Here is a 25,549-nt window from a genome sequence, read left to right on the forward strand (position 1 = left end):
GCTCTGTCTCCCTCAGATTTCGTCAGCGAAATGTTTCATGACCAGGCGGATCGGATTCGGGGCCGCCTGCCCCAGACCGCAGATCGAGGCATCGCTCATGACCTGGCACAAATCTTCCAACAGATCGGTGTCCCACTTGTCGGCCTGCATCAGCTTGACCGCCTTTTCGCAGCCTGCCCGGCAGGGGGTGCACTGGCCACAGCTTTCATCCTCGAAGAACCGCAGCATGTTAAGCGCGGCATCGCGGGCGGTGTCCTGATCGGACAGAACCACAACGGCGGCAGACCCGATGAAAGTGCCAAGCGGTTGAAGCGTGTCGAAGTCGAGCGGGACGTCGTCAATGCTCGAGGGGAGAAGACCAGACGACGGCCCGCCCGGTTGATACGCCTTGAACACATGGCCATCAGCCATGCCGCCGGCGGCATCAATCACATCAAGAATGGTCGAACCTGCGGGCAGCAGGTAAACGCCCGGCTTCGCCACACGCCCCGAGACTGAATAACTGCGCAGGCCCTTGCGACCGTTCTTTTCAACAGAGTTCAGAACCTGCGGCCCTTCGCGGCAGATTTTTGAGACCCAATACAGCGTCTCGACATTGTGCACCAAGGTCGGACGGTTAAAGACCCCAACCTGCGCCACAAACGGAGGACGGTGGCGCGGCAGGCCCTTCTTGCCCTCGATCGATTCGATCATCGCGGATTCTTCACCGCAGATATAGGCACCGGCCCCCCGGCGCAGGTCGATGTAACCCTTTGCGACGATACCGGCATTTTCCAATGCCGCAATCTCACGGCGCAGAATTTCCAGCACTGCCGGGTATTCGTCGCGCATGTAGATGAAGCAGGTCTCGGCCTCGACCGCCCATGCCGCGATCAGCATACCTTCCAAGAAGACATGCGGCGTGCGCTCCAGGTAATAGCGGTCTTTGAATGTGCCGGGCTCACCCTCGTCGCCGTTTACGGCCAGATAGCGCGGACCTTCGTTCATGCGAACAAAGCCCCATTTCTTGCCCGACGGGAAGCCTGCGCCGCCCAGACCACGCAGGCCCGAGGCCAGAACAGTTTCCTGTACTTCTTCCCAGTTACCGCCGTTGCGCAGATCTTTCAGCTTGGCGTAGCCGCCGTTTGCCTCATAGGCCGTGAAGGTCTCATAGTCGGGCAGATGCGCATGGGTGTCCCCTGCTGCAATCGCCGACTGCACCTTTTCGGGGGTCGCATGATCAATGTGATTGTGGCCAATCTCCAATACCGGGGCGGTATCGCAACGCCCCATGCAGGGTGCGCGAACAACGCGAACTTCGACAGGGTCCAAACCGTCTTGCAGCGCCTGCTGCAACTGCTGGGCACCGGCCATTTCGCAGGAGAGGGAATCACAAACCCGGATGGTCAAAGCGGGAGGAGGCGCCTCGCCTTCTTTCACCACATCGAAATGGGCATAGAAAGTCGCGGTCTCGTAGATCTCGGCCTGACCGATCCGCATCTCGACGGCCAATGCCGCGATATGGTCGGCGCTGATATGGCCGTGTTCGTCCTGAATCAAATGCAGGAATTCGATCAACAGATCGCGGCGGCGCGGACGATCGCCCAGCAGGCGTGTGATTTCAGCCTGCGCCTCATCCGTGAACTGACGGCCTTTGGGTGTGTGCCGCCCCTTGCCTTTACCTGACTTCCAGACGCCCTTGGGTGTGCCTGATGGCTTGGTATCTAATGGTGCCATGATGCCCTCCGATTGAGGTTCCGTCTCTCATCAGGCAAACATATCGTCAAATCGCTTTTGGCAATCGCACGATAACGACACCTTATCACCGCAAAGAGGTCACCACATCCCGCAAAGCCTTGACCGTCGGCAACTCGGGGTCCCGGCTGAGGGTCGCCAGACAAATCGGTTTGCTGACAACAGGTTCGATCAGCGGCAACACTTTCGTTCCCTTCAAATCGCCCAGCGCACGTACCAGAACCCGAGGAACAACCGTCGCCGCCAGCCCCTCACGCACCATGACCATCGAAGCCGTGAAACCGCTGGTTTCGGCAACGATATCGGGGTGCAGCCCCTGTTCGGCAAACACCCGGTCCAGAATACGCCGGTTCTGCATCTGCGGCTCCAAAAGGCTGAGCGGAAATTCTGCGACCTGCGCCCACGGAATCGGGCCGCTTTGGTCCGTCAGATGCGTGGGCACCAACAACACATAGGTTTCCTCGTAAAGAGGCTGAACCTGCCGGAAGTCCGTGCCGATGCTGTCACCATAAGTCACCCCGGCATCAAGGCTGCCTTCGTCCAGCCGGTGCTGAATTGCGGTGGCAGACATGGTTTCAATGCGTGTGACGATACGAGGATGCGCGTCACGCAGCCTTTTGACCAACCGTCCCGTGAAGGCGATTGCGGTCGGGATCACGCCGAGGATCAGTGTGCCCGTAATCTCACCCTTGGCGGCCAGTACCTGCTGTTCCAGCGCCTTGGTGTCGTCCAGAATACGCCGCGCCCGCTGGACAATCATCTCGCCCTCTTCGGTCAGCCCTTGAAAGCGGTTGGCGCGACGGACGATTGAGACACCCAATCGGTCCTCAAGATTGCGGATGCGCATTGAAAACGCGGGCTGCGAAATCCCGCATTCCTCGGCTGCTTTGGCAAAATGCCGATGCCGCGCCAAGGCGCTGAGCAGTTGCAGGTCGCGGATTTCGATCACTTACAATTGTCTCCGACAGCTGGTTGATCCATACCTTAGCGAGACTTCGATTGGGAAGGAAAGCAGGCGTTACATGGCGCGCGCAATAAGCGAGAAGAGCTTACACTTGTTACTATCCATCGACACCTCTTATTTGAAGTGAAACTGGATATTCAAAACCGTTGTCACACAAAAGATGAAATGTCATTTGCCCTTAAAGATCAAAACGCCAGAAACCGGAGCAGCTGATGAGCAAACCATTTAGAACTTTCCTATTTATTTGCTTTGTCTTCACTGTTTCTATAACCGTCAACTTACGAGCAGCGGCTGCAGATGAGCCCTACAAGAATGCATTTAAGTTCCCTGACGGCTTGACTGTACGCGTGCAGGTTCCCACGCTTTTTCGATCACTCTTTACTGAGTATGAGCGCCGCTTGGTCGTGTGTGACGACACCCCCTTCTCTTGCGCCTACGAATGGCTCGTGGCCGATTTGGGCCGCGAGGTTAATCTATACCTGCACGATGACGGCACTATTATCGTCGTGAACAGTGTATGGATGATGAAGATTTTAGATGGGCCAAGCGTCCGCATCTTCGACCATCAGGAAGAAGTGGACGCACGACTGCGTAATGATGATTGGAGTTGCAGTGAAGTAGGGCCCACCGCTGGTGTCGCCCCACCTGCTTCAATCTTTTTCAAGGATATGAAATACCTTGGTGCCTTCCGGTATCATCCAAATTCAAACGAAACAAAACATAGCATCGGCTACGAAGATTTCCGCTTTTTCCCCTTCAAAAGCTTCGGCGAAACACTCTGTGGGTATCCAGTTAGAGGATGATACCAAATTACTAATGGCAATTGGTGCGACGCCGCAGACGTTACAGCGCCCACCTCAAAACACTTCAAACAACCATCCACAAATAAGACCGTGAATCACGTATTAAACAAAAAGTGCATCACATCGCCGTCCTTGACGATATAGCCCTTACCCTCTGCCCGCATCTTACCCGCCTCTTTCGCGCCCTGCTCACCATTGGCAGCGACATAGTCGTCAAAGGCGATGGTCTCGGCGCGAATGAAACCCTTTTCGAAATCGCCATGGATCACACCTGCTGCTTGCGGTGCAGCGGTGCCGGTGCGGATGGTCCAGGCGCGGGCCTCTTTCGGGCCGACGGTGAAATAGGTTTCCAGCTTCAGCAGATCGTAACCTGCGCGGATCAGACGGTCGAGGCCGGGCTCTTCCAGACCCATCTCCTCAAGGAACATCTGGGCTTCGTCCTCATCCAGCAGGCTGATCTCTTCTTCGATCTTGGCGCTGATGATGACATGGGCATTGCCCTGCGCGGCGGCCATTTCGGCCACGCGGGCAGAGAATTCGTTGCCTTGTGCGGCGTCTTCCTCGGACACGTTGCAGACGTAGAGAACCGGTTTGGTTGTCAGCAGTTGCAACATCTTCCATGCCTTGGCGTCCTCGTCTCTGACTTCGACCAGACGTGCGGGCTTGCCGTTTTCCAGCATGGCCTGCGCCTCGGCCAACAGGCGATCTTGCTGTTGCGCCTCTTTGTCGTTGCCCTTCAGCTTGCGCACCAGATTGGCCCGGCGCTTTTCGATGCTTTCCAAATCGGCCAGCATCAGTTCGGTTTCGATCGTTTCAGCGTCCGCAACCGGATCAACACGCCCGTCGACATGTGTCACGTCACCGTCTTCGAAACAGCGCAGCACATGGGCAATCGCATCCGTTTCGCGAATATTCGCCAGAAACTGGTTGCCCAGCCCTTCGCCCTTTGACGCGCCTTTCACCAGACCCGCGATATCCACAAAAGTCATCCGCGTGGGGATGATCTGTTTTGAGGACGCAATCGCTGCCAGCCTGTCGAGGCGGGCGTCGGGAACCGCAACATCCCCGACATTGGGCTCAATGGTGCAGAACGGGAAGTTCGCGGCCTGCGCAGCAGCGGTTTTGGTCAGCGCATTGAACAGGGTCGACTTGCCGACATTCGGCAGACCCACGATTCCCATTTTAAAGCCCATCACGGCCTCCTGCATAGAATACGATCGCAGCTTCTATGCAGGTCCGCCTGAATGCGCAAGGGATTGCTGGCGGCACCTTTGCCGAGTCCATTTCGCCACATCACAAAATCGTTTGAAAATTGTGTTCTTGCCGAAATTGAAAAACAACTCCTACGATTACCAGTTAATAGCACACGATCACTTTTTGTTGGCGGACACTGATGAAACACCTTTTTCTTGCAACCGTTCTGGCGGCAACGGCCTGCGCGTCAGCCCAGGCCCAAACCGTTGTTTTTGGTGCCGGATACGCGGACTATTCTGAAGACACATCCGAAGATCAGGGTCTGATCTCGATCGAATACCACCACACGCCATTTCATCAGGCGACGCGGTTTCGCGCCGGTTGGGGTGCGGCCCTAACTGTAAATGAAGATGGTGACACGCATATCGGCGCGGGTTTGATCGGGCAGTATGCGCTGAGTGATCGCTGGTTTTTGGAAGGCAGTGTTATGCCCGGCTACTATAATGCCAGCAACGACCTGAATGATCTTGGGGGCGATTTCCAGATTCGCAGCCTTTTGGGACTTGGCTATAACCTGAACAATGGCAACAGCGTGTCTGTCGCGCTAACCCATAAATCCAACGCCAGTACCAATGACGAGAACCCGGGCGTGAATGCCCTGCTGGTACGCTATCATCTGGGCTTCTGATCCATATCATCTGGGCTTCTGATCCATTCCTGTCTGGGCGGGATTGATTTTCGGTCAAAGTTTCTGCACATCAGGTCGAAACCCGAGTGCAAGGACATCCGATGACCCGTATCGACGCCAAGTTCGCCGCCCTGAAAGCCGAAGGAAAAAAAGCCTTTGTCGCCTATGTCATGGCCGGAGATCCCGACTATGACACTTCGCTTGAAGTGGTCAAAGGCCTGCCTGGTGCTGGCGTGGATGTTATCGAGCTGGGCTTGCCCTTTACTGACCCGATGGCCGACGGCCCGACAATTCAGGCCGCGGGCCAACGTGCGCTTGAGCAGGGCATGACCTTGCAACGCACATTGGATCTGGCACGAACCTTTCGGGAAACGGACGATACAACCCCCATTGTCCTGATGGGGTATTACAACCCGATCTACAGCCGGGGTGTCGATGCGTTTCTGGCCGATGCAAAAGCAGCTGGTATTGACGGGTTGATCGTGGTGGACCTTCCCCCCGAGGAGGACGCAGAACTCTGCCTGCCCGCGCAAGCGGCGGGTCTGAATTTTATTCGCCTGGCGACCCCGACCACGGATGACAAACGCCTGCCACGTGTTCTGCAAAACACTTCGGGCTTTGTTTATTATGTCTCGATCACCGGGATCACTGGCGCAGCCGAGGCAGAAGCAACAGATGTTGGCCCCGAGGTTGCCCGCATCAAGGCCGCGACCGATCTGCCGGTAATCGTGGGGTTCGGGATCAACACGCCTGAGAAATCGCGCAATATTGCCTCGGTGTCGGATGGCGCGGTGGTCGGGTCAGCGATCGTCAGCCAGATCGGCGCTGGTAAACCTGTGGCCGACGTGCTGACCTTTGTGAAATCTCTTTCGGATGGCGCGCACAGCGCCTGATCTCGCAGCCAACATACGAGAGTTATGACCCGTCGCGGATACCGCGGCGGGTTTTTTGTGACCCTTCACTGTGACGCCAAGACATTGCAGCCTTGGGAATGAATTGGTAAAGAAAACTAACCAATGTACGCGGAGCCCTGTTTTCATGCCTGTGATCACCAATATCGAAGACCTCAAACGCATATATGAACGCCGCGTGCCCCGTATGTTCTATGACTACGCCGAAAGCGGCAGCTGGACAGAACAGACTTTTCGCGAAAACACGACCGATTTTGAAAAAATACGCCTTCGCCAAAGGGTTGCGGTCGACATGTCCGGTCGGTCGACATCTTCGCAAATGATTGGCGAAGACGTTTCAATGCCTGTTGCGCTTGCCCCGGTCGGGTTGACGGGGATGCAACATGCAGACGGAGAGATGAAGGCCGCCAAAGCCGCCGAGGAATTTGGTGTGCCCTTTACGCTGTCCACCATGTCCATCAACTCTATCGAAGATGTGGCCGGATATACCAACAAACCATTCTGGTTCCAGCTTTATACGATGAAGGACACGGACTACATCAACCGCCTGATCCAGCGAGCAAAAGACGCCAAATGTTCCGCACTGGTAATCACGCTCGACCTGCAAATTCTGGGCCAACGGCACAAGGACCTGAAAAACGGTCTGTCGGCCCCGCCCAAACTGACCGCAAAAACCATCGCCAACCTGATGACCAAATGGGCCTGGGGCATTGAAATGCTGCGGGCCCAGCGGCGCGAGTTCGGCAATATCGTGGGGCATGTGCATGGTATTTCGGACGCGTCTTCATTGGGGGCCTGGACCGCAGAACAGTTTGACCCCAGCCTCGACTGGTCGAAGGTTGAAAAACTGATGGAGCAATGGGGCGGGAAAGTGATCCTTAAGGGCATCCTTGATGCGGATGACGCAAGGATGGCCGCCAAGCTGGGTGCCGATGCCATTGTCGTGTCAAACCATGGTGGGCGTCAGCTTGACGGCGCGCTAAGCTCGATTCGTGTCCTGCCCGAGATCATGGATGCGGTTGGGGGCGATATCGAGGTGCATTTGGACAGCGGTATCCGATCCGGACAAGACGTGCTCAAAGCCTTAGCGCTTGGGGCCAAAGGGACCTATGTTGGCCGCGCGTTTGTGTATGGTCTGGGTGCCATGGGTCAGAAAGGTGTCACCACGGCGCTTGAGCTGATCCAGAGGGAGCTTGATACGACAATGGCGCTTTGTGGTGAGAAAAATGTGGCTGCGTTGGGGCGTCACAATCTGCTGATACCTGAAAACTTCGGGGGTCGCTGGCAAGCGTAACCGGTCAATCAGGGGGCTCTGCCCCCGACGCCCGTTCCGGGCGCCTCCCCCGGGATATTTTTGGCCAGATGAAGCTGGGGATCCTTCAATCGTCCACCCGATAATACTCCAGGACAGGCGATAGAACCCAGCCGAACGGCACGGCAAGAAATACCTCTTTCCAAATCGGGTGAATCAAGCTAAGGACGCGGCTTCACGCGGGTATACAGCCTTGGAGGATGCCCGCCCTAACATTGGAGAATATATCATGGCTGGTGAGATTCCTGATCTCGTAGCTCTGGAACGGACGGGGACAGGCAAGGGCGCCGCTCGTCAAGCACGCCGCGACGGCATGGTTCCGGGCATCGTATTTGGTGGCGACAAAGAACCGTTGCCAATCCAGATCCCGTTCAACGTCTTGTTCAAGCGCCTGAAAGCGGGCCGGTTCAAGTCGACCTTGTGGAACCTGAAAGTTGAAGGCCACGATGACGTCCGCGTCATCTGCCGCGACGTTCAGCGTGATGTCGTCAAAGACCTGCCGACCCATCTGGACCTGATGCGCCTGCGCCGGACCACCAAGATCGCGTTGTTCATCCCCGTTGAGTTCATCAATGAAGCTGCGGCCCCTGGCATCAAAAAGGGTGGCGTTCTGACCGTTGTCCGCCCGGAAGTCGAACTGATGTGCACCGCCGGTGACATTCCTGAAAAGATCACCGTTGATCTGACCGGTCTGAACATCAATGACGTTGTGACCATTTCGTCGGTTGAACTGCCTGAGGGCACCAAACCAACCATCGACCGTGACTTTGTGATTGCCAACATCTCGGCGCCGACTGGTCTGTCCACCAGCGACGACGATGAAGATGGTGAAGTTGCAGCCGATGAAGTCGAAGTTGTCGGAAAAGAAGAAGAATAAGTCTGGAACAATGTTTCCGACTTTGAAGCGGGGCTCGGGTGAGCCCCGTTTTTTTTGCGGGTCCAATAATCAGGCCTGACTGGATTTCCTGACGATTTCCGGGCATGAAATGGTTTTGGAGCTACAGAGGCAAAACGGAAACATGAAGCTGTTTGTTGGATTGGGAAACCCGGGTCAGAAATATGCCCGGAACCGGCACAATATCGGGTTCATGGCCCTGGACCGTATCGCAGAAGATCACGGTTTTGGTCCCTGGAAATCGAAGTTTCAGGCCGAGATTTCGGAAGGTCGGCTTGGCACCGAGAAAGTCCTGCTGATGAAACCGCAAACCTACATGAACCGATCGGGTCAATCCGTCGGCGAGGCGATGCGGTTTTACAAGCTGGAATCCACTGACGTTGTTGTATTTCATGACGAATTGGACCTTGCCCCGGGCAAATTGCGCGTCAAGGCAGGGGGCGGGCACGCCGGGCATAACGGTCTGCGCTCGATCCATGAGCATATCGGGGCGGCCTATGACCGTGTACGCCTTGGGATCGGGCATCCGGGCCGCAAGGAAATGGTTTCGGGGTACGTGCTCAGTGATTTTGCGAAATCCGAAACCAGCTGGCTGGACGACGTTCTTCGGGGTGTTTCGGACGGGGCTGCTTATCTGGCTCAGGACGAGGGCGGCAAGTTCATGAATGCAATTGCTTTGCGCACTGCCCCGCCGCGATCATCAAAGACCGCCGCACCAAAAGCCGACACAGCTTCAACAGCCGCACCCGACGCCGCGGGCGACGACCGGTCGGCGATGCAGAAGCTTTTGGACAAATTCAGGTAGCGCCTCTGCCTCTTTCCGTTACGTAGAGGTTGCGGAATGTGATCTCCCGCGTTCCAATACCGCTCAACTAGGGAGGCAATGCGATGAAATCCATATTGAAGTGGGTGCTGCGCATCGTACTGGCGCTGGTTCTGGCCGCCACTGCCGTCGGGCTGTGGAAGCGCGAAGAGTTGCAGCGCCTTTTGGCCGTGAACTCGTTATTTTCGGAAGAGAAGATCGTTCACAATTTCTCGCACATGGACGAGGCTTTTCTGACCGTGAACCTGCCGCGTGGCGACGCGCCAACCTGGGACCTGCCTTATGGCGAAGGGTTCGAGCTGCCGGAGGGAACCGACAGTTGGATCGATGAACGCGCGGTCACGTCGTTGCTGGTTATGCAGAACGGCAAAGTCAGGTTCGAGGAATATTATCTTGGCACCGGGCCGGATGACCGGAGGATTTCCTGGTCGGTCGCCAAAAGCTATCTTTCGGCGCTTTTCGGTATCCTGCTGCAAGAGGGGGCAATCGGGTCGTTGGATGACCCGGTCGTCAAATATGCGCCAAAACTGAAAGACAGCGCGTATGAAACCGCGTCGATCCGCAACGTGCTGAACATGGCAAGCGGCGTGACGTTTGATGAAGATTACCTCGACCCAAATTCCGACATCAATCGGATGGGGCGTGTGGTTGCCCTGGGTGGTGAGCTGGACGATTTCGCAGCCTCGCTGCAAGACAGCTTTGCGACGCCGGGTGAAACCTGGCAATACGTGTCGATCGACACCCATGTTCTGGGCATGGTGATACGCGGTGCGACCGGGCGGAATGTGGCAGACCTTCTGACGGAAAAGATCCTTCAACCGTTGGGGCTGGAGCGGGACGGATACTACATCACGGATGGTGCAGGGGTCGCTTTTGTTTTGGGGGGCCTCAACTTTACCACGCGTGATTTCGCCCGGTTCGGACAAATGATCCTGCAGGACGGCATCGCGAATGGAAAACAACTGGTTCCTGCCGAATGGATTTTCGAAGCCACCCAACCCAGCGCACCGACCGCACAAGGAGAGATCGGGTACGGGTATCAATGGTGGATTCCCCGCGGCGCGCATGAAGGAGAGTTTCTGGCCCGTGGCGTCTATGGGCAATACATCTATTTCAACCAGCCCAGGGGCGTTCTGATTGTGTCCACTGGTGCAGACAGGCTGTTCCGTGAGCCGGGTGTAAATGACCTGAACATCGAAATGTTCCGCAAGATTGCGAAAAGTCTGTAAGATGCCATTATGCAGAAACAAGAAAGTATCAATGTACTGGGTGGCGTTCTGGCCCCTTGCTCTCGCGACCCTTTGACAGGGTTTTTCCGGGATGGCGCGTGCAATACCTGCCCCGAGGATCAGGGCAGTCACACAGTCTGCACCGTGATGACGGCCGAGTTTCTGGCATTTTCAAAATATGTCGGCAATGATCTGAGCACGGCGCGGCCCGAATTCGACTTTCCCGGCCTTCGCCCAGGCGACAGTTGGTGTTTATGCGCCAGCCGGTTTTTGCAAGCTCATGACGAAGGATGTGCGCCACAGGTTCATCTGGAGGCGACACATCAACGCGCGCTTGAGATCGTACCGCTCGACATTTTGCTTCAAAATAAGGCAAAGACCTGAAGGCCCACCAAAGGGGCGCACGGCTGATTCAGAATGCCATTTGCCAGATCAGGCTGACACTGTAGTTTTCAAAACCGCTTTCGCCGATACCATCATAGAACAGGTTTGCGGCCAGAAGGCTGTTGTTCTCCAGCCGGTAATCAAATCCCAGATCGGCACGGGCGCGGGCGGTGTCGCCAATGGGTGTCAAGCCAGGAACAGTGCCTGTGCCGGATGTTGTGCTCCAAATACCAGACAGACCACCGGTCAGCATCATCTGACCGCGCGACACCTGGATTGGGTGACTGAAATCCATACCCAGCCGTGCAGTGGTCAGGCTGAAATTCTGCTGTGGGATCAGGTTGCCCAGACTATCGGTATAAGCCTCCTGATCGTCGCTGGCATAGCTAACATCCAGCAACGGCAAAAGTGTCAGGTTACCGCGCTTGAACTCTCCGGTTACGCGCGACTGGATTAGCCAGCGTTCACTATCGAAACTGTCGGTATAGGTGCCCAGTGGAGAAATGTCGTTATCAGCCTGACCGTACAGAACGCGCCCTTCGAAAAACACCGGCTGGCTGGGCAGTTTTGCGACGACATAAGGTCCGACCAGCCACCCTGTGCCATCCACGCTGGCCGGGCCGTTTTCGGTTTCGGCATAATCGATCTGCAACATGGCGCCGATCAGAAGGTTCGAGTTCACCCAGCCATGCGCCCCCACCACGGCCAAGGCATAAGAACTGTCGTAATCGTTTTGAGAGCTCCAGTTCCCGGACAGATTGAACCAGACCGGGTGGGTTGGGTCACTTGCAAATTTCAGATACCCCGATCCTTGCGTCACCGACGAGTCCAGCGCACCTGATCCCGATTGCTGAAGAAACTGCGTCAGCTCTGGCTGATTGGTCACAAGGCTGTTGGCCCGGGCGTTCTGAAAGGCCTGCACCAGTCGTTGTGTGTCCGTCACCCCCTGTTGTGTGCTGACCCTGTTGGACGCAAGGTTCAGATTCCCGGCCGCATCAGAAAAAACGCCTGCGGGAATAAACAGCTCAACTGTACCGTTACTTTGCGCAGTCAGCGTTGCGACATAATTGGTTCCGGACCCAGTCAGGCTGGCGGACGCATTGGTGACCGACAAGTCGCCCACCGTGAAATCTGTGCTGGGTTCACTAAGTGTGATCACCGCTTGGAACGTTCCGTTGCCGATTGTTGTCAGTGCACCGATTGAGGCCGTCGGCTGCGTCGTGTCGGCCAGCGTCCGCGTGTTGATAATCTGGGTATTCGTGACACCCGACAGCGCGATCTCATAAAGGTAAAGCGGCCCTCCCACGGTTTCGCGCGCGGTGAACATGACCCCAAGATAGCCATCAGCGGCGTAAGTTGAGTCCGCTCCGTTCTGGCTGAGTATCGTCGCGCCAATATATCCAAGATTGGCCAATCCTGCTGGCGTAATAGCAGGTTGAGTCAAAACACCATTGTTGAAATAGAACGATCCTCCCGGGCCTTCTCCCGAGCCGCCCAACGACATGAACGCTGTCGCAGTGCCTTGTAGATTAGAAAAGAAAATCTGCCCGCCGTTGGGTGTTGCGACTGTCTGGGACGGAAACGAAGGGTTGCCAAACGCCAGACCCTCTTTGACGCTTCCCATCAAAAGCGCGGAAACCAAAAGACCCAGGCACGACAGCCTCGTAATTGCGGACCAAACCATATTACCTCCTACAGCACCGCGTGGGTGCCAAACACCAGAGTGCCCGGGGTTAAAATCGCATCCCAAGCAGCGTCATCCTTGCCCCATCTTCGCAGAGACATCCCCAGAACCGACCGCAAATCGCCGGTTAATGAGAAGTTAATTCAATTGGAAGACGCTGTATAGAACGCGGCAGGAATCAACTGGGGCGTGCGGAACACGTCGTGTTGTTGGAACAAGCGGGTTTTGACCTGGACCAAATCTCAAACGGCTTGAAACACCCAATTTTTGCTGTGTTGTCGAGTGGAGATAGAAACGTGAGACAGGCTGCGCTGGAAAATCACATGCAAAGACAGAAAGGACATAGTCACTGACAGTCCAGCAATTTTGCAACAGTACGGCACCGCTTGCTGCACTGATCTCCAATTGGAAACCTTCGGGCGCAGGTTGAACGGGGTAATATCGCTTGTGGACGATTCTTTGACCGGGCTCCGTCGGGTTCAAAAAGATCGCCTGCGAGGGCCAACATACGGTGACCAAACCGGATGCCACACCAGGGCAGGAACAACAATCCGTCTGCGCCCGTTAAAACACCAATTAGATCCGAAGGCCATTTCGGAGCAGCATTACAATCAAGGGTGGACCGAAGGGTGTTCCGACAGCTTGCTTGATCAAGACTGTAAACCGGGGCATGTGGCCCCGGTTCGAAATCAACCGGCCGTGCGGCCCTCGGTGTCAGACATGTCAAAGTTCAGGTATTTTGCGACGGTCTGAACATCCTTGTCACCGCGTCCACACATGTTCATGCAGATCAGGTGGTCCTTGGGCAACTCGGGCGCGATCTTCATGACATGCGCCAGAGCGTGGCTGGGTTCCAGCGCCGGAATGATACCCTCAGTGGCACAGCAGAGCTGGAATGCCTCAAGCGCTTCCTTGTCGGTAATCGAGACGTAAGTCGCGCGACCAACCTCATGCAACCAGGAATGTTCGGGCCCGATACCCGGATAGTCCAGACCGGCCGAAATCGAATAGCCTTCCAGAATCTGCCCGTCATCATCCTGCAGCAGATAGGTGCGGTTGCCATGCAGAACGCCCGGACGACCGCCTGTCAGCGAGGCGCAATGCTCCATCTTTTCATTTACACCTTTACCGCCGGCCTCGACACCGATGATATTGACGTCCTTGTCATCAAGGAAAGGATAGAACAGACCCATCGCGTTCGAGCCGCCGCCGATTGCCGCAATGATCGTGTCGGGCAGACGGCCTTCGGCCTTCATCATCTGCTCTTTCGCTTCCTTGCCAATGATCGACTGGAAATCACGCACCATCGCCGGGTATGGGTGCGGACCGGCCACTGTGCCGATGCAGTAGAACGTATCGCGCACATTGGTCACCCAGTCACGCAGCGCGTCATTCATCGCGTCCTTCAGCGTACCGCGACCCGAGGTCACAGGGATCACCTCGGCCCCCAGCAGGCGCATACGAAACACGTTCGGGGCCTGACGTTGCACGTCATGGGCACCCATATAGACGATGCATTTCAAACCAAATTTCGCGCAGACCGTGGCTGTGGCCACACCGTGCTGCCCTGCCCCGGTCTCGGCAATGATCCGGGTCTTGCCCATGCGTCGCGCCAGAATGATCTGGCCCAGCACGTTGTTGATCTTGTGTGCGCCGGTGTGGTTCAGCTCATCACGTTTCAGATAGATCTTCGCCCCGCCCAGATGCTCGGTCAGGCGTTCCGCGAAATACAGAGGTGAGGGGCGGCCCACATAGTTGGCCCACAGATCATCCATCTCGGCCCAGAAGGTCGGATCATCCTTGGCTTTGTTGTATTCCTCTTCCAGTGACAGGATCAGCGGCATCAGCGTTTCGCTGACAAAACGCCCGCCGAATATGCCAAAGCGCCCTTGCTCGTCAGGGCCGGACATGAAGGAATTGAAAAGATCGTTGGCCATGGGTGTCTCCCTCGTCGTACCTGACTTTCATAGGTGGTCGTCGCGGGATTTGCCATGGCAAAACGCACCATGTCGCCCCCTGGCAGCGGCAAACAAAATCAGCGTGTCGCGTCGATAAATGCCTGTATCAGTCCAGCGTCCTTTACGCCCGGCGCGCTTTCAACACCCGACGCCACATCGACTTGCCGCGCACCCGTCATGCGGATCGCCTCAGCGACATTGTCTGGGTTCAGACCACCGGACAACATCCACGGCCTGCGCCAATATTTTCGACCTGCCAGCAGCCGCCAGTCAAAAGGAAGACCGTTGCCGCCGGGAAGTTCCGAATTCTTCGGCGGCTTTGCATCGATCAGAAGCTGGTCTGCAACTTCGGAATACAGATCAATCGCAGCCAAATCCTCGGCCTCGGCAACACCGATCGCCTTGATGACGGGCAGGCCATAGCGCTGCTTGATCTCTGCCACACGCTCGGGGCTCTCTCCGCCGTGAAGCTGCAACATATCCAGCGGAACCCCCGCGACAATCTCATCAAGCTGCGCGTCCGAGAAATTCACGGCCAGAGCGACCTTGGCGACGCCGACTGGTACTTCGGCGGCCAACGCCGCGGCTTGCGGTATCGGTGCGTAACGGGGCGATTTGGGAAAAAAGTTGAACCCGACATAGCGCGCACCGGCTGCAACGGCTGCGCGCACATGTTCTGAGGCGGTCAAACCGCAGATTTTAACGGACACATCGGTAGACATAAGCCTCAGCTGGCCTCGTCAAGCAGGGCCAGAACATCATCCTTACCCTCGTTCTGCTTTTTCTTGAGCTTCTTGACCTCGCGTTCAAGCTTGCGGACCTCGCCCTTTTTCACGGTCGCATCGCGGCGGTGTTTGTGTTCCCGCAGCCATTCCCACATGAAACCGATGATCAAACCGGCGACAACACCGCCCAGAACGACCAGAAAAAGTGGTAAAGAGGTACTGACGTTAAAGCCCAGAAGCTCGGCCAGAGCATCGGGCATCAGTTTCAGTTCTACAGACTGAACATTTGCCAAGGAAACGGAAATCAGAACGATCCCGAGAGTCCCAAGAAAAGCATATCGAAGGTAACGCATCATGAGGTCAGGCTTTACCGTTCAAACGATCCCTGAGCAACTTACCAGTTTTGAAAAATGGTACACATTTTTCTTCGACCTGAACGGTTTCACCGGTACGGGGGTTGCGCCCAACGCGGGCATCCCGCTTTTTCACCGAAAAGGCACCAAAGCCACGCAGTTCGACCCGGTCGCCGCGCGCCATGGCATCGGTGACTTCTTCGAACACGGTGTTCACAATCCGCTCGACATCACGCTGATAGAGATGCGGGTTTTCGTCAGCGATTTTCTGAATCAGTTCTGAACGGATCATTCGTGATACCCTCCCAGGCAGCCGGTGTGACAGGTCTACTGTTTTGACAGTATAGGAAAAAACCCAGAACGGGGGAACGGATACTCTGCGTGTTGAGGCTTTATTTTGCCATATTCTCACACGAAATTTTGCCCGACAGGGCGATTTACACACTTCAAGCGCGAACATTATCGAGTTTGAGCAGCGTGTTTGGAACATGTTGATTCGCAACAAAAACGGCCCCGCACTTCCATGCGAGGCCGTAAATCATACTTGGGATGCGCCCCGGGCTTAGTCGCCCGACTTCAGCGCTGCGCCCAGAATGTCGCCCAGCGACGCGCCCGAGTCGGAAGAACCGTACTGTTCCACGGCTTCTTTCTCTTCTGCGATCTCGCGTGCCTTGATCGACAGACCCAGACGACGGGTCTTGCTGTCGACGTTGGTTACGCGGACATCAACCTTGTCACCGACCGAGAAACGCTCGGGGCGCTGTTCGGAACGGTCACGCGACAGATCGGAACGACGGATGAACGACTTCATGCCTTCGTACTCAACCTCGATGCCGCCATCTTCGATTGCAGTCACTTCGACAGTGATGACCGAGCCACGCTTCACGCCGCCAACGGCTTCTGCGAACTTGTCACCGCCCAGAGCTTTGATCGACAGCGAGATACGCTCTTTCTCGACATCCACTTCCGAGACAACGGCCGAAACCATGTCGCCTTTGCGGTAGTTCTGGATCGCATCCTCGCCACGCTCGTCCCAGGACAGGTCCGACAGGTGAACCATGCCGTCGATGTCTCCTTCGAGGCCAATGAACAGACCAAATTCGGTGATGTTCTTGACTTCGCCTTCGACTTCGGTGCCCTCGGGGTGGGTTTCTGCAAACACTTCCCATGGGTTGCGCTGAGTCTGCTTCAGGCCCAGAGACACGCGGCGCTTGGCACCGTCGATTTCCAGAACCATGACGTCGACTTCCTGGCTGGTCGAGACGATCTTGCCGGGGTGGACGTTTTTCTTGGTCCAGGACATCTCGGACACGTGCACCAGACCTTCGACACCGGCTTCCAGTTCGACGAATGCGCCGTAGTCGGTGATGTTGGTGACGCGACCCTGATGAACCGAGCCCAGAGGGTACTTGGCAGCAACCAGATCCCACGGATCTTCCTGAAGCTGCTTCATGCCCAGGCTGATGCGGTGGGTGTCTTTGTTGATCTTGATGACCTGAACCTTGATGGTTTCACCGATCGTCAGGATCTCGGACGGGTGGTTCACACGACGCCATGCCATGTCAGTGACGTGCAGCAGGCCATCTACGCCGCCCAGGTCAACGAATGCGCCGTATTCGGTGATGTTCTTGACCACGCCCTCGACGTTCTGACCTTCGGTCAGGTTGCCGATGACTTCGGCGCGCTGTTCGGCACGCGATTCTTCCAGGATTGCGCGGCGCGACACAACGATGTTGCCACGGCGGCGGTCCATTTTCAGAATCTGGAACGGCTGCTTCAGACCCATCAGCGGGCCTGCGTCGCGTACGGGGCGTACGTCAACCTGCGAACCGGGCAGGAATGCAACTGCGCCACCCAGATCGACGGTGAAGCCACCTTTGACGCGGCCAAAGATCGCACCATCGACACGCTGGTCGTCGGCATATGCTTTTTCCAGGCGGTCCCATGCCTCTTCGCGGCGGGCCATCTCGCGCGAGATGACGGCTTCGCCACGGGCGTTTTCTGCGGCACGCAGGTAAACTTCGACCTCGTCGCCGACAGCGATTTCAGGTGCTTCGCCGGGATTTGCAAATTCTTTCAGATCAACGCGGCCTTCCATTTTATAGCCGACGTCGATGATGGCTTGACCGGCTTCAATCGCCAGAATCTTGCCTTTGACAACAGAACCCTCTTCGGGCGTGTCCATTTCGAAGCTTTCATTCAGGAGGGCTTCGAATTCCTCCATGGATGCGTTAGCCATGTGGCGTTCATTTCCTTTACAGTACGTTTTTGCTGGCCGAGCGGTTGTCTCCGCCGGTCTTGTTTCATGACGTCTTCAGGCGTGATCCGGTGCGCCCCGAGCAAACAAACACAAAGGGCCGAGGTAACCCGGCCCTGCTCAGAAACGTCATCCGGACGTTGACCGCCCTTGTATCGACAGCGCGCGTATAGGCTGAATCTTGAACCGGTGCAAGTGCAAAGCCTATGGTGCGCGGCAGCGCGCGCAGGAACTCCTGCCAAACGCCGATCCCCAATGCGATTTGGCAATCTGAACGATAGCGGGTTCTGACTGAAAAAGTCTGCATGGTCCGCGGCAGGTTCTTGTCAGAAGGAATCCTGGTACCGGGAACCGAACCACGCGGCTTAGCCTCAGCTTGCAACGCAAAGGTGATATGTCTCAACGTTCCGCGCGTCACCCAGCGCCCGGCTTCCTACGTCTCGGGATGGATGGTGGGAATTTGGAGATTAAACGCTAGCCATTCGCCTGTTTGTACGATCTGCAAGATTTGGTGACGTATCTGAGATTAAACGTTCCGTATCCTTTCCCTAACTTAGCTTTATCGGTCGACAAAGCGGTCGACCCGAAACCAGAACCAAAGGGAAAATATCATGAAATCTCTCATCTTTGCCGCTATGGCAACTGCAATTGCCCTGTCCACCCCAGCCTTTGCCGCTGACGAAATCAACGTGTCCAACGGCCTTTCAGCCGCCGGTGCGCCGCTGGCTGCGCATGGGGTTGATCTGGTTGCACTGGTTAATGATGGCAACCCGGTCGAAGGCTTCGCCACTCATTCGTCAACTTATGACGGAGCCTCCTATTATTTCACGTCGGCCGCGAACCGTGAAGCGTTCGAGGCAAACCCTGCTGCATACCTGCCGCAGCATGGTGGCTTCTGTTCATTCGGCGTATCGGTCGGCAAGAAGTTTGACGGTGACCCGGATCAATACCTTGTCGCAGACGGAAAATTGTTTCTGTTCCTGAACGCGGAAACCCGGGCAGCCTTTTTGAAGGACGTTGTCACCACCGCAAAAACGGCGGATGACCAATGGGCGAATATCAAAAGCGTCGCCGTGGGCGAGCTGTAAGACCTGACCCGTTTGCCCGCGGCGTTAACGCGTCGCGGGCAGTTTTGCGTTGATCACCTCAAGGGCTTTGGCCAACGCCGCCTCGATACTCAGATCGGTGGTGTCCAACTGCACGGCATCTTCAGCGGGTTTCATCGGAGCTGTGCTACGCTCAGCATCCCGCGCGTCGCGTTCTCTGACATCCGCCAGAACCTGTTTACGGGTTACGTCAGCGCCTTTTGCACTAAGCTCCAGAAAACGACGCTCGGCGCGCACTTCTGCACTGGCTGTTACAAACAGCTTCACTTCGGCATTCGGACAAATCACCGTGCCGATATCACGACCGTCCAGAACGGCCCCACCTGCCCTGCGGGAAAAAGCGCGCTGAAAATCTACCAAGGCAGCGCGAACCTCTGGAAGAACAGCCACTTTGGAAGCTGCCTGCGCAACGTCGGCGGTGCGCAGGTCGCCCTTCTCAAGCTCCTCTGCAGTCAGAGACTGCGCGGCTTCAATCGCGCTTTCCCCCTCAAGCGTACGCCTTCCGACAGCGCGATACAGCAAACCCGTGTCCAGATGAGCAAACCCGAAATGCGCCGCCACGGCCTTTGATATCGTGCCCTTGCCCGCAGCCGCTGGTCCGTCAATGGCAACAGTGAAACTCACGTGCGCTCTACCTTTGCACCCAGCGACTCCATCAGTGGTTCAAAGATCGGGAACGACGTCGCGATCGGGCCGCCGTCATCCACACTCACGGGGCTCTGTGCACCCATACCCATCACCATGAACGACATGGCGATGCGGTGATCCAGAAAGCTTTCGCAGGTGCCTCCACCCGGAACGTTGCCGATGCCCAGCCCTTCAACCGACCACCAATCGTCACCTTCGGCAACAGTCACCCCGTTGGCGCGCAGGCCACGGGCCATGGCGTCAATCCGGTCGCTTTCCTTCACGCGCAGCTCTTTCACGCCACCCATCATCGTTGTGCCTGTGGCATTTGCAGCCACTACCGACAGAACCGGGTATTCATCGATCATTGAGGCGGCACGCTCGGAAGGAACGTCGATGCCTTTCATGTTGGGCGAGTATTTGGCGCGCAAATCGGCGACTGGTTCGCCTCCCTCTTCGCGTTCGTTTTCATAGGTCAGATCAGCGCCCATCTCGCGCAAGGTCGTAAAGAGGCCCGCGCGTGTGGGGTTCAAACCGATCCCAGGCACCAAAACATCGGATCCAGGTGTGATCAACGCCGCGCAAACCGGAAAAGCCGCACTGGACGGATCGCGCGGTACAGCGATGACCTGCGGCTTCAGTTCCGGGCGACCGGTCAGAGTGATAACACGGCCCTCGTCGGTATCCTCGACCGTGATTTCGGCACCAAATCCAGCCAGCATCCGTTCGGAATGGTCACGTGTAGCCTCTTTCTCGATCACAACGGTCTTTCCGGGGGCATTCAGACCCGCCAGAAGTACGGCGGATTTCACCTGCGCAGACGGCACAGGAACTTCGTATCGCACAGGGGTCGGGTCCGCAGCGCCGACGATGGTCATCGGCAAGCGCCCGCCGGATCGCCCAACCGATTGTGCCCCAAACAGGGCCAGAGGATCAGTCACTCGCGCCATGGGGCGTTTGTTCAGACTGGCATCACCGGTAAAGGTCGCCGTGATCGGAGAGGTCGCCATCGCCCCCATGATCAGCCGCACACCGGTTCCCGAGTTGCCACAGTCGATCACCTGACCCGGTTCGGCGAAGCCACCGACACCCACGCCGTGCACTGTCCATTCCCCGTTTCCGTGCTCTGTGACCTCAGCGCCGAAGGCACGCATCGCCTTTGCGGTATCCAGTACGTCTTCGCCTTCCAGCAAACCCGAAATCCTGGTTTCACCCACGGCCATCGCACCAAGGATCAGCGACCGGTGCGAAATCGACTTGTCGCCGGGCACCTCGGCCGTGCCGGTCAGCGGGCCGCAGGGATGCGAGGTCATCGGGATGGGCGTGCCGTGTCCGGACATGAGGGCTCCTTTTGCGCTATCAGTGCTCAAGCCGATTAGCGAATTGACGCCCGTTGGTCCAGCGGCAATCAGCCTTTGCGTCGGAAGGTCAGGTAGTGAGGTGTCCGACCCTCGCGTAGCGCCTTCTGCTCGTATCGCGTAGAGATCCAGTCGTTCCACGGTTCGCGCCAGTCCGAAGGGCGTTCGGCCAGCCATTCAAACCCGGCGCGCGGAACCTCTTCCAATGTCTGACGCACGTAATCGGGAATGTCAGTAGCAACCCGGAAGATCGCCCCGGGTTTCAGCACCTTTGCGAATGGCTCAAGATGTTCCTGAGTTACAAACCGACGGCGATGATGCCGCGTTTTGGGCCATGGATCGGGATAGAGAAGGAACGCGCGCGAAATGCTGACCTCTGGCAGCACGTCGAACAGATCACGCGCATCTCCGGGGTGCACGGCGAGGTTTTCAACACCTGCCTGACGGATTTTGCCCAGCAGCATGGCAACACCGTTGATGTAAGGCTCGGCCCCGATGATGCCAATGTCAGGATTGTTTTGCGCCTGGTGCACCAGATGCTCACCACCGCCAAAGCCGACTTCCAACCAGACCGGCTTACCGCCGAACAGGCCATCCAGGTCCAGCGGCTTGCGTTCAGGGTTAATGTCCCAGTCCACAGCGCCGGGTGACAATTCAGCCAGATCTTCGTTCAGATAGGTCTTTTGACTGGGCTTTAGGGTCTTGCCCTTGAAACGGCCATAAAAGTTTCTGCGCGGGCGTTGTGGGGTCTCGGTGCTCATGGCGGTGGCCATACTGCGCAGCGGAGTACGTTGCAAGAGCGTGCACCGCCCCAAAGAAAAAGCGCGCCCCTGAAGGCGCGCTTTGGATTTTTCAGATCAAACTGCTGATTTCAGTGCGTCGACCAGATCAGTGCGTTCCCAGCTAAAACCGCCATCCGCATCCGGTTCGCGACCAAAGTGCCCGTAAGCCGCTGTACGCTGGTAGATCGGCTTGTTCAGCTGAAGGTGCTGACGAATACCGCGGGGTGTCAGATCCATGATCTGGCCAACTGCTTTTTCGATCGCCGCATCTGCAACCTGACCCGTGCCATGCGTGTCTGCATAGATCGACAGCGGCTTCGATACGCCAATGGCATAGCTCAACTGAATGGTGCAGCGCTCGGCCATACCGGCGGCTACGACGTTTTTCGCCAGATAGCGCGCGGCATAGGCCGCCGAACGGTCAACCTTGGTCGGATCTTTGCCCGAGAATGCGCCGCCACCATGCGGGGCTGCGCCACCATAGGTATCCACGATGATCTTACGACCGGTCAGACCAGCGTCGCCATCCGGCCCGCCAATAACGAATTTTCCGGTCGGGTTGACGTGCCATTCGGTATCAGCCGACAACCAGCCTTCGGGCAGAGTTTCACGGATATAAGGTTCAACGATGGCGCGGATGTCATCCGACGTCAGCGCCTCATCCAGATGCTGCGTCGACAGAACGATCGAGCTGACGCCGACTGGTTTGCCGTCTTGATAAACGACGGACAACTGAGATTTCGCATCCGGCCCCAGTGCAGGCTCGGTGCCGTTCTTGCGCACTTCGGCCAGACGCCGCAGGATTGCGTGCGAATACTGGATCGGCGCAGGCATAAGCGCAGGCGTTTCTGTTGTGGCAAAGCCAAACATGATGCCCTGGTCGCCAGCGCCTTCGTCCTTGTTGTCCGCGGCATCCACGCCCTGCGCGATATGGGCGGATTGTTCGTGCAGAAGGTTCGTCACCTCGACTGTTTCGTGGTGGAACTTGTCCTGCTCATATCCGATGTCTTTCACGCACTCGCGCGCAATTTCGTCGATGCGGCTCATGTAGTCATGCAGTTTGTCCTTGTCCGACAGACCAACTTCGCCACCGATAACGATGCGGTTGGTCGTGGCAAAGGTTTCGCAGGCCACGCGCGCCTCAGGCTCTTCGTTTAGAAATGCATCAAGGACAGCATCCGAGATACGGTCACAGACCTTATCCGGGTGCCCTTCAGAAACGGATTCCGAAGTAAAAGTATAGTTCTGTCGGGACATAAATGTGCTCCATTAAGGTTTCTCCGCCACGCCAGGAAGCCGTTGTGGCAGACCACAGACGCATACGCTTGCCCAAAGTTGGGGTCAATCTCTAATTGCCCGGTTGCCGCGAGTACCAAACAGCGCCATCGCCAGAATAAACAGTAAGACAACAACGATCGGACTGTCCCCGATACGTGCATAAGTCGTGCGACGGTGTGGTTGCGGCAACGCGGCGTCCACATATCCTGCCTCACCCAGAGCCAACGACGCAGTCACCCGACCCAATGGGTCAATTATGGCCGATACACCGGTATTGGCCGAACGTATCATCGGCAAGCCCTGCTCAATTGCCCTCATCCGGGCTTGCACCAGGTGTTGAAACGGTCCCGACCGCGTACCAAACCACGCGTCATTTGTGATCTGCAATAAGAAGTCAGCCCGACCCGGCGCACCATTCACATCTTGCGGGAAAATGGCTTCGTAGCAAATCAGGGGCAATGCGTTTCCAAGCTTGCCGAGGTCCAACAGGGCGGGGCCCGGCCCCGCGCTGAACCCGTGCCCGGTTGTGGCCGCCAGACCACTGACCCCGAAACGCCCCATCAGGTCACCCAAGGGGACGTATTCACCGAAAGGCGCCAAGTGGTGTTTGTCATACAACCCTGCCTGACGCCCGGTTTCATCCAGATAGACCAGCGAGTTGAAGATTCTCGGGCCTTCTGCGCGCTGAATCCCCAATATCACCGGCACACCCTGCGCGGCATCCGCAACAGTTGACAGAAACGGTTGTGCGCTACCTAACCAAGCTGGAACTGCGGTCTCGGGCCAGACAATCAGGTCGGGTCTGGGAAAGGCTGCGGTATATTCAACCTGACGCGCGAAAAACAAAGGCGCATATGCCGGATCCCATTTTTGGTGCTGGGGGGCATTCGGCTGGACCACGCGAACCAGATGTGAACCGTCCTGAACGACGGGTCGCGTCAACCCGTAGGCAATCGCCATCGCTGCCATCACGCCGGTAAAACCCAGGGTCCGCGCCAAACCGTTCAAGGGTTTATCCTGCGCCAATGCCACGCCAATTGGGAATGTTGCGGCAAAGGTCAGCGCGTTCAACCCATTTGGCCCAACCAGAGACAGCACCTGAGCCACCGGTGTATCCACCCAGATCTGCGCGACGCCAGCCCATGGAAAGCCGGTCATCACATATCCACGCGCCACCTCGGCCAGGGACAAGACTGCAACTAGTAATATGCCCTGACAAATGGGCGTGGCACCAATTTTTCGCGACAGGCCAAAGGCGGCAGCCCAGAACAAGGCCAGTCCGCCCGCCAAGAATACTAACGCAAACGGGGCCATCCAGGCATGGCGTTCAGCATCCACCTGAAACGGCTCAATGATCCAGCCAAGGGCATGGGCAAAATAGCCGGTCGCGAAGGCCCAGCCGACCCATGCCGCCCGGCTTCGGGTTTCGCTGGCAAGGAAAATTGGCACAATCAGGACCAGAGCCAAAACGGTTGCGCCCCAAAACAGATGAGGCGCCTGACCAAACGCGCCTGCCCCGCCAAGGGTGGCAGCGACCAACAATCTCAACGATAATGGCCAGCCCCTTACTGGGGTCATGCAGCAACGTCCGGCAGCATGACGCGCAGCCGTTTGATTCGGCGTGGATCGGCTTCGATCACTTCGAATTCCGGGCCCTCTGGGTGAATGACAACCTCACCCCGCGCCGGAACGCGGCCGGAGAGCATAAAGACAAGCCCGCCCAGAGTATCGATTTCCTCTTCGTCGACGTCTTCATGACTGGTCAGAGACCGGCCAATCTCGGCCTCGAAATCTTCGAGCGGCACACGCGCCTGTACCACATAGCATCCGGGCTTTTCCTGCACCCAAAGCTGGTCTTCATCCGCATCGTGCTCGTCAGCGATTTCACCTACGACCTGCTCGATCAGGTCTTCGATCGTCAGCAGACCATCAACGCCGCCATATTCATCAATCACCAATGCCATGTGACGCCGCTCGGTTTGCATCTTGGTCAACAAGACGCCGATTGGCATGGATGGCGGCACGAACAATAGCGTCCGCAGCATAGAGGTCAGATCAAACTTTTTACCCCCACCGTTGAAACCGTGGGTCAGAGCAAAATCCTTGAGGTGAACAAAACCAAGCGGTGTATCCAAGGTTCCCTCATAGACTGGAATCCTCGACATACCACTGCTTCGGAAAACGTCCGCCAGTTCATCTTTTGTGATCGTCGAAGGTACCGAGACAATTTCAGCGGTAGGGATGGCAACATCCTCAACGCGCATCCGGCGCAGGTTAATCATCCCGCGTGGCTGCGCCACAGCCGCGTTTTGTCCGTTCACCGTCTGGTCCGGTTGAGTATCATCGCTCGAAAACACTTCGAGGATTCGAGAAAACAAACCGGTTTTCTCTTCCGTTTCAGTACTGCTGTCCTGAGGTTGCGCGCTTTGCGCCGCCCTAGAACTGCCTTCTATATCGCCCATTACCTTGTTCCAACTGATCGGG

General features: G+C 56.8%; 25 protein-coding genes and 1 riboswitch. Of the genes, 9 read left to right on the forward strand and 16 right to left on the reverse strand.

What is annotated here, in order from left to right:
- Positions 1–12 precede the first annotated feature (12 nt).
- Both ACR3E2_RS09000 and ACR3E2_RS09005 read right to left on the reverse strand, forming a co-directional pair.
- Positions 13–1,716, reverse strand: coding sequence for an NAD(P)H-dependent oxidoreductase subunit E (locus ACR3E2_RS09000; RefSeq protein ID WP_480484003.1), 1,704 nt, complete (start codon positions 1,714–1,716; stop codon positions 13–15).
- An 85-nt stretch (positions 1,717–1,801) separates the two neighbouring features.
- A complete protein-coding gene (locus ACR3E2_RS09005; RefSeq protein ID WP_267365476.1) occupies positions 1,802–2,683 on the reverse strand; it encodes a LysR family transcriptional regulator in 882 nt (293 codons plus the stop codon).
- A gap of 227 nt (positions 2,684–2,910) precedes the next feature.
- On the opposite strand from ACR3E2_RS09005, the gene ACR3E2_RS09010 reads away from it, so the two are divergent.
- Complete coding sequence (locus ACR3E2_RS09010; protein ID WP_480484004.1) at positions 2,911–3,501, forward strand: hypothetical protein; 591 nt, start codon at positions 2,911–2,913, stop codon at positions 3,499–3,501.
- A gap of 95 nt (positions 3,502–3,596) precedes the next feature.
- Here ACR3E2_RS09010 and ychF read toward each other — a convergent pair whose 3' ends face one another.
- A complete protein-coding gene (ychF, locus tag ACR3E2_RS09015; RefSeq protein WP_480484005.1) occupies positions 3,597–4,694 on the reverse strand; it encodes a redox-regulated ATPase YchF in 1,098 nt (365 codons plus the stop codon).
- Between the two features lie 200 nt (positions 4,695–4,894).
- On the opposite strand from ychF, the gene ACR3E2_RS09020 reads away from it, so the two are divergent.
- The 7 genes from ACR3E2_RS09020 to ACR3E2_RS09050 all read left to right on the forward strand — a co-directional run bounded on the left by ACR3E2_RS09020 (position 4,895) and on the right by ACR3E2_RS09050 (position 10,937).
- Positions 4,895–5,383 (forward strand): acyloxyacyl hydrolase, encoded by a 489-nt coding sequence (locus tag ACR3E2_RS09020; RefSeq protein WP_480484006.1) that lies wholly within the window; start codon positions 4,895–4,897, stop codon positions 5,381–5,383.
- A 101-nt stretch (positions 5,384–5,484) separates the two neighbouring features.
- The gene (trpA, locus tag ACR3E2_RS09025; protein ID WP_480484007.1) at positions 5,485–6,276 is read left to right on the forward strand and encodes a tryptophan synthase subunit alpha; all 792 of its coding nucleotides are present in this window, start codon (positions 5,485–5,487) and stop codon (positions 6,274–6,276) included.
- 145 nt (positions 6,277–6,421) lie between these two features.
- On the forward strand, positions 6,422–7,588 hold the full coding sequence (locus ACR3E2_RS09030) for an alpha-hydroxy acid oxidase (RefSeq protein WP_480484008.1): 1,167 nt from the start codon (positions 6,422–6,424) through the stop codon (positions 7,586–7,588).
- 247 nt (positions 7,589–7,835) lie between these two features.
- The gene (locus ACR3E2_RS09035) at positions 7,836–8,483 is read left to right on the forward strand and encodes a 50S ribosomal protein L25/general stress protein Ctc (protein ID WP_480484009.1); all 648 of its coding nucleotides are present in this window, start codon (positions 7,836–7,838) and stop codon (positions 8,481–8,483) included.
- A 142-nt stretch (positions 8,484–8,625) separates the two neighbouring features.
- On the forward strand, positions 8,626–9,306 hold the full coding sequence (gene pth, locus ACR3E2_RS09040; RefSeq protein WP_480484010.1) for an aminoacyl-tRNA hydrolase: 681 nt from the start codon (positions 8,626–8,628) through the stop codon (positions 9,304–9,306).
- Positions 9,307–9,389: 83 nt separating this feature from the next.
- A complete protein-coding gene (locus tag ACR3E2_RS09045; RefSeq protein ID WP_480484011.1) occupies positions 9,390–10,553 on the forward strand; it encodes a serine hydrolase domain-containing protein in 1,164 nt (387 codons plus the stop codon).
- A 9-nt stretch (positions 10,554–10,562) separates the two neighbouring features.
- Positions 10,563–10,937: a DUF2237 family protein gene (locus ACR3E2_RS09050; RefSeq protein ID WP_480484012.1), complete on the forward strand. Its 375-nt coding sequence runs from the start codon at positions 10,563–10,565 to the stop codon at positions 10,935–10,937.
- Positions 10,938–10,965: 28 nt separating this feature from the next.
- Here ACR3E2_RS09050 and ACR3E2_RS09055 read toward each other — a convergent pair whose 3' ends face one another.
- The 7 genes from ACR3E2_RS09055 to ACR3E2_RS09085 form a co-directional block, all read right to left on the reverse strand.
- Positions 10,966–12,621, reverse strand: a complete 1,656-nt coding sequence (locus ACR3E2_RS09055; RefSeq protein WP_480484013.1) for an Ig-like domain-containing protein — start codon at positions 12,619–12,621, stop codon at positions 10,966–10,968.
- A gap of 689 nt (positions 12,622–13,310) precedes the next feature.
- On the reverse strand, positions 13,311–14,558 hold the full coding sequence (trpB, locus tag ACR3E2_RS09060; protein WP_267365446.1) for a tryptophan synthase subunit beta: 1,248 nt from the start codon (positions 14,556–14,558) through the stop codon (positions 13,311–13,313).
- Positions 14,559–14,656: 98 nt separating this feature from the next.
- On the reverse strand, positions 14,657–15,301 hold the full coding sequence (locus ACR3E2_RS09065; protein WP_480484014.1) for a phosphoribosylanthranilate isomerase: 645 nt from the start codon (positions 15,299–15,301) through the stop codon (positions 14,657–14,659).
- 5 nt (positions 15,302–15,306) lie between these two features.
- Positions 15,307–15,657, reverse strand: a complete 351-nt coding sequence (locus ACR3E2_RS09070) for a LapA family protein (RefSeq protein ID WP_267365457.1) — start codon at positions 15,655–15,657, stop codon at positions 15,307–15,309.
- 7 nt (positions 15,658–15,664) lie between these two features.
- The gene (gene ihfB, locus ACR3E2_RS09075; protein ID WP_050603110.1) at positions 15,665–15,949 is read right to left on the reverse strand and encodes an integration host factor subunit beta; all 285 of its coding nucleotides are present in this window, start codon (positions 15,947–15,949) and stop codon (positions 15,665–15,667) included.
- Positions 15,950–16,219: 270 nt separating this feature from the next.
- The gene (rpsA, locus tag ACR3E2_RS09080) at positions 16,220–17,896 is read right to left on the reverse strand and encodes a 30S ribosomal protein S1 (protein WP_480484015.1); all 1,677 of its coding nucleotides are present in this window, start codon (positions 17,894–17,896) and stop codon (positions 16,220–16,222) included.
- Between the two features lie 64 nt (positions 17,897–17,960).
- Positions 17,961–18,221 (reverse strand): hypothetical protein, encoded by a 261-nt coding sequence (locus tag ACR3E2_RS09085; protein ID WP_480492713.1) that lies wholly within the window; start codon positions 18,219–18,221, stop codon positions 17,961–17,963.
- Between the two features lie 304 nt (positions 18,222–18,525).
- Between ACR3E2_RS09085 and ACR3E2_RS09090 the strand changes: the two genes are divergently transcribed.
- The gene (locus tag ACR3E2_RS09090; protein WP_480484016.1) at positions 18,526–19,002 is read left to right on the forward strand and encodes a YHS domain-containing (seleno)protein; all 477 of its coding nucleotides are present in this window, start codon (positions 18,526–18,528) and stop codon (positions 19,000–19,002) included.
- Between the two features lie 24 nt (positions 19,003–19,026).
- Here the strand turns inward: ACR3E2_RS09090 and ACR3E2_RS09095 are convergent, their stop codons facing one another.
- From ACR3E2_RS09095 to ACR3E2_RS09120, 6 genes are all read right to left on the reverse strand, one after another.
- On the reverse strand, positions 19,027–19,644 hold the full coding sequence (locus tag ACR3E2_RS09095; protein ID WP_480484017.1) for a (d)CMP kinase: 618 nt from the start codon (positions 19,642–19,644) through the stop codon (positions 19,027–19,029).
- The gene (aroA, locus tag ACR3E2_RS09100; protein WP_480484018.1) at positions 19,641–20,987 is read right to left on the reverse strand and encodes a 3-phosphoshikimate 1-carboxyvinyltransferase; all 1,347 of its coding nucleotides are present in this window, start codon (positions 20,985–20,987) and stop codon (positions 19,641–19,643) included. Before aroA ends, ACR3E2_RS09095 begins: the two co-directional genes overlap by 4 nt.
- 68 nt (positions 20,988–21,055) lie before the next feature.
- Positions 21,056–21,766 carry a tRNA (guanosine(46)-N7)-methyltransferase TrmB gene (gene trmB, locus ACR3E2_RS09105; protein ID WP_480484019.1) on the reverse strand — a complete coding sequence of 237 codons (711 nt, stop codon included), beginning with the start codon at positions 21,764–21,766 and terminating at the stop codon, positions 21,056–21,058.
- Positions 21,767–21,862: 96 nt separating this feature from the next.
- The gene (gene metK, locus ACR3E2_RS09110) at positions 21,863–23,044 is read right to left on the reverse strand and encodes a methionine adenosyltransferase (protein ID WP_480484020.1); all 1,182 of its coding nucleotides are present in this window, start codon (positions 23,042–23,044) and stop codon (positions 21,863–21,865) included.
- A gap of 5 nt (positions 23,045–23,049) precedes the next feature.
- Positions 23,050–23,098: riboswitch (SAM-SAH riboswitch) on the reverse strand.
- A 30-nt stretch (positions 23,099–23,128) separates the two neighbouring features.
- Positions 23,129–24,643 (reverse strand): apolipoprotein N-acyltransferase, encoded by a 1,515-nt coding sequence (gene lnt / locus ACR3E2_RS09115; protein WP_480484021.1) that lies wholly within the window; start codon positions 24,641–24,643, stop codon positions 23,129–23,131.
- The gene (locus tag ACR3E2_RS09120; protein WP_480484022.1) at positions 24,640–25,527 is read right to left on the reverse strand and encodes a hemolysin family protein; all 888 of its coding nucleotides are present in this window, start codon (positions 25,525–25,527) and stop codon (positions 24,640–24,642) included. Before ACR3E2_RS09120 ends, lnt begins: the two co-directional genes overlap by 4 nt.
- Between the last annotated feature and the right edge of the window lie 22 nt (positions 25,528–25,549).

The sequence above is a fragment of the Ruegeria sp. AL7 genome (genome assembly GCF_056536105.1).

Coding starts and splice junctions, on each gene's coding strand:
- trpA (WP_480484007.1), top strand. CDS start 5,485: ATGACCCGTATCGACGCCAAGTTCGCCGCCCTGAAAGCCGAAGGAAAA.
- aroA (WP_480484018.1), bottom strand. CDS start 20,987: ATGTCCGGACACGGCACGCCCATCCCGATGACCTCGCATCCCTGCGGC.
- ACR3E2_RS09030 (WP_480484008.1), top strand. CDS start 6,422: ATGCCTGTGATCACCAATATCGAAGACCTCAAACGCATATATGAACGC.
- trpB (WP_267365446.1), bottom strand. CDS start 14,558: ATGGCCAACGATCTTTTCAATTCCTTCATGTCCGGCCCTGACGAGCAA.
- rpsA (WP_480484015.1), bottom strand. CDS start 17,896: ATGGCTAACGCATCCATGGAGGAATTCGAAGCCCTCCTGAATGAAAGC.
- ihfB (WP_050603110.1), bottom strand. CDS start 15,949: ATGATCCGTTCAGAACTGATTCAGAAAATCGCTGACGAAAACCCGCAT.
- ACR3E2_RS09035 (WP_480484009.1), top strand. CDS start 7,836: ATGGCTGGTGAGATTCCTGATCTCGTAGCTCTGGAACGGACGGGGACA.
- ACR3E2_RS09085 (WP_480492713.1), bottom strand. CDS start 18,221: ATGCAGACTTTTTCAGTCAGAACCCGCTATCGTTCAGATTGCCAAATC.
- ACR3E2_RS09045 (WP_480484011.1), top strand. CDS start 9,390: ATGAAATCCATATTGAAGTGGGTGCTGCGCATCGTACTGGCGCTGGTT.
- pth (WP_480484010.1), top strand. CDS start 8,626: ATGAAGCTGTTTGTTGGATTGGGAAACCCGGGTCAGAAATATGCCCGG.
- trmB (WP_480484019.1), bottom strand. CDS start 21,766: ATGAGCACCGAGACCCCACAACGCCCGCGCAGAAACTTTTATGGCCGT.
- ychF (WP_480484005.1), bottom strand. CDS start 4,694: ATGGGCTTTAAAATGGGAATCGTGGGTCTGCCGAATGTCGGCAAGTCG.
- ACR3E2_RS09010 (WP_480484004.1), top strand. CDS start 2,911: ATGAGCAAACCATTTAGAACTTTCCTATTTATTTGCTTTGTCTTCACT.
- ACR3E2_RS09065 (WP_480484014.1), bottom strand. CDS start 15,301: ATGTCTACCGATGTGTCCGTTAAAATCTGCGGTTTGACCGCCTCAGAA.
- ACR3E2_RS09055 (WP_480484013.1), bottom strand. CDS start 12,621: ATGGTTTGGTCCGCAATTACGAGGCTGTCGTGCCTGGGTCTTTTGGTT.
- lnt (WP_480484021.1), bottom strand. CDS start 24,643: ATGACCCCAGTAAGGGGCTGGCCATTATCGTTGAGATTGTTGGTCGCT.
- ACR3E2_RS09120 (WP_480484022.1), bottom strand. CDS start 25,527: ATGGGCGATATAGAAGGCAGTTCTAGGGCGGCGCAAAGCGCGCAACCT.
- ACR3E2_RS09050 (WP_480484012.1), top strand. CDS start 10,563: ATGCAGAAACAAGAAAGTATCAATGTACTGGGTGGCGTTCTGGCCCCT.
- ACR3E2_RS09000 (WP_480484003.1), bottom strand. CDS start 1,716: ATGGCACCATTAGATACCAAGCCATCAGGCACACCCAAGGGCGTCTGG.
- ACR3E2_RS09090 (WP_480484016.1), top strand. CDS start 18,526: ATGAAATCTCTCATCTTTGCCGCTATGGCAACTGCAATTGCCCTGTCC.
- metK (WP_480484020.1), bottom strand. CDS start 23,044: ATGTCCCGACAGAACTATACTTTTACTTCGGAATCCGTTTCTGAAGGG.
- ACR3E2_RS09070 (WP_267365457.1), bottom strand. CDS start 15,657: ATGCGTTACCTTCGATATGCTTTTCTTGGGACTCTCGGGATCGTTCTG.
- ACR3E2_RS09020 (WP_480484006.1), top strand. CDS start 4,895: ATGAAACACCTTTTTCTTGCAACCGTTCTGGCGGCAACGGCCTGCGCG.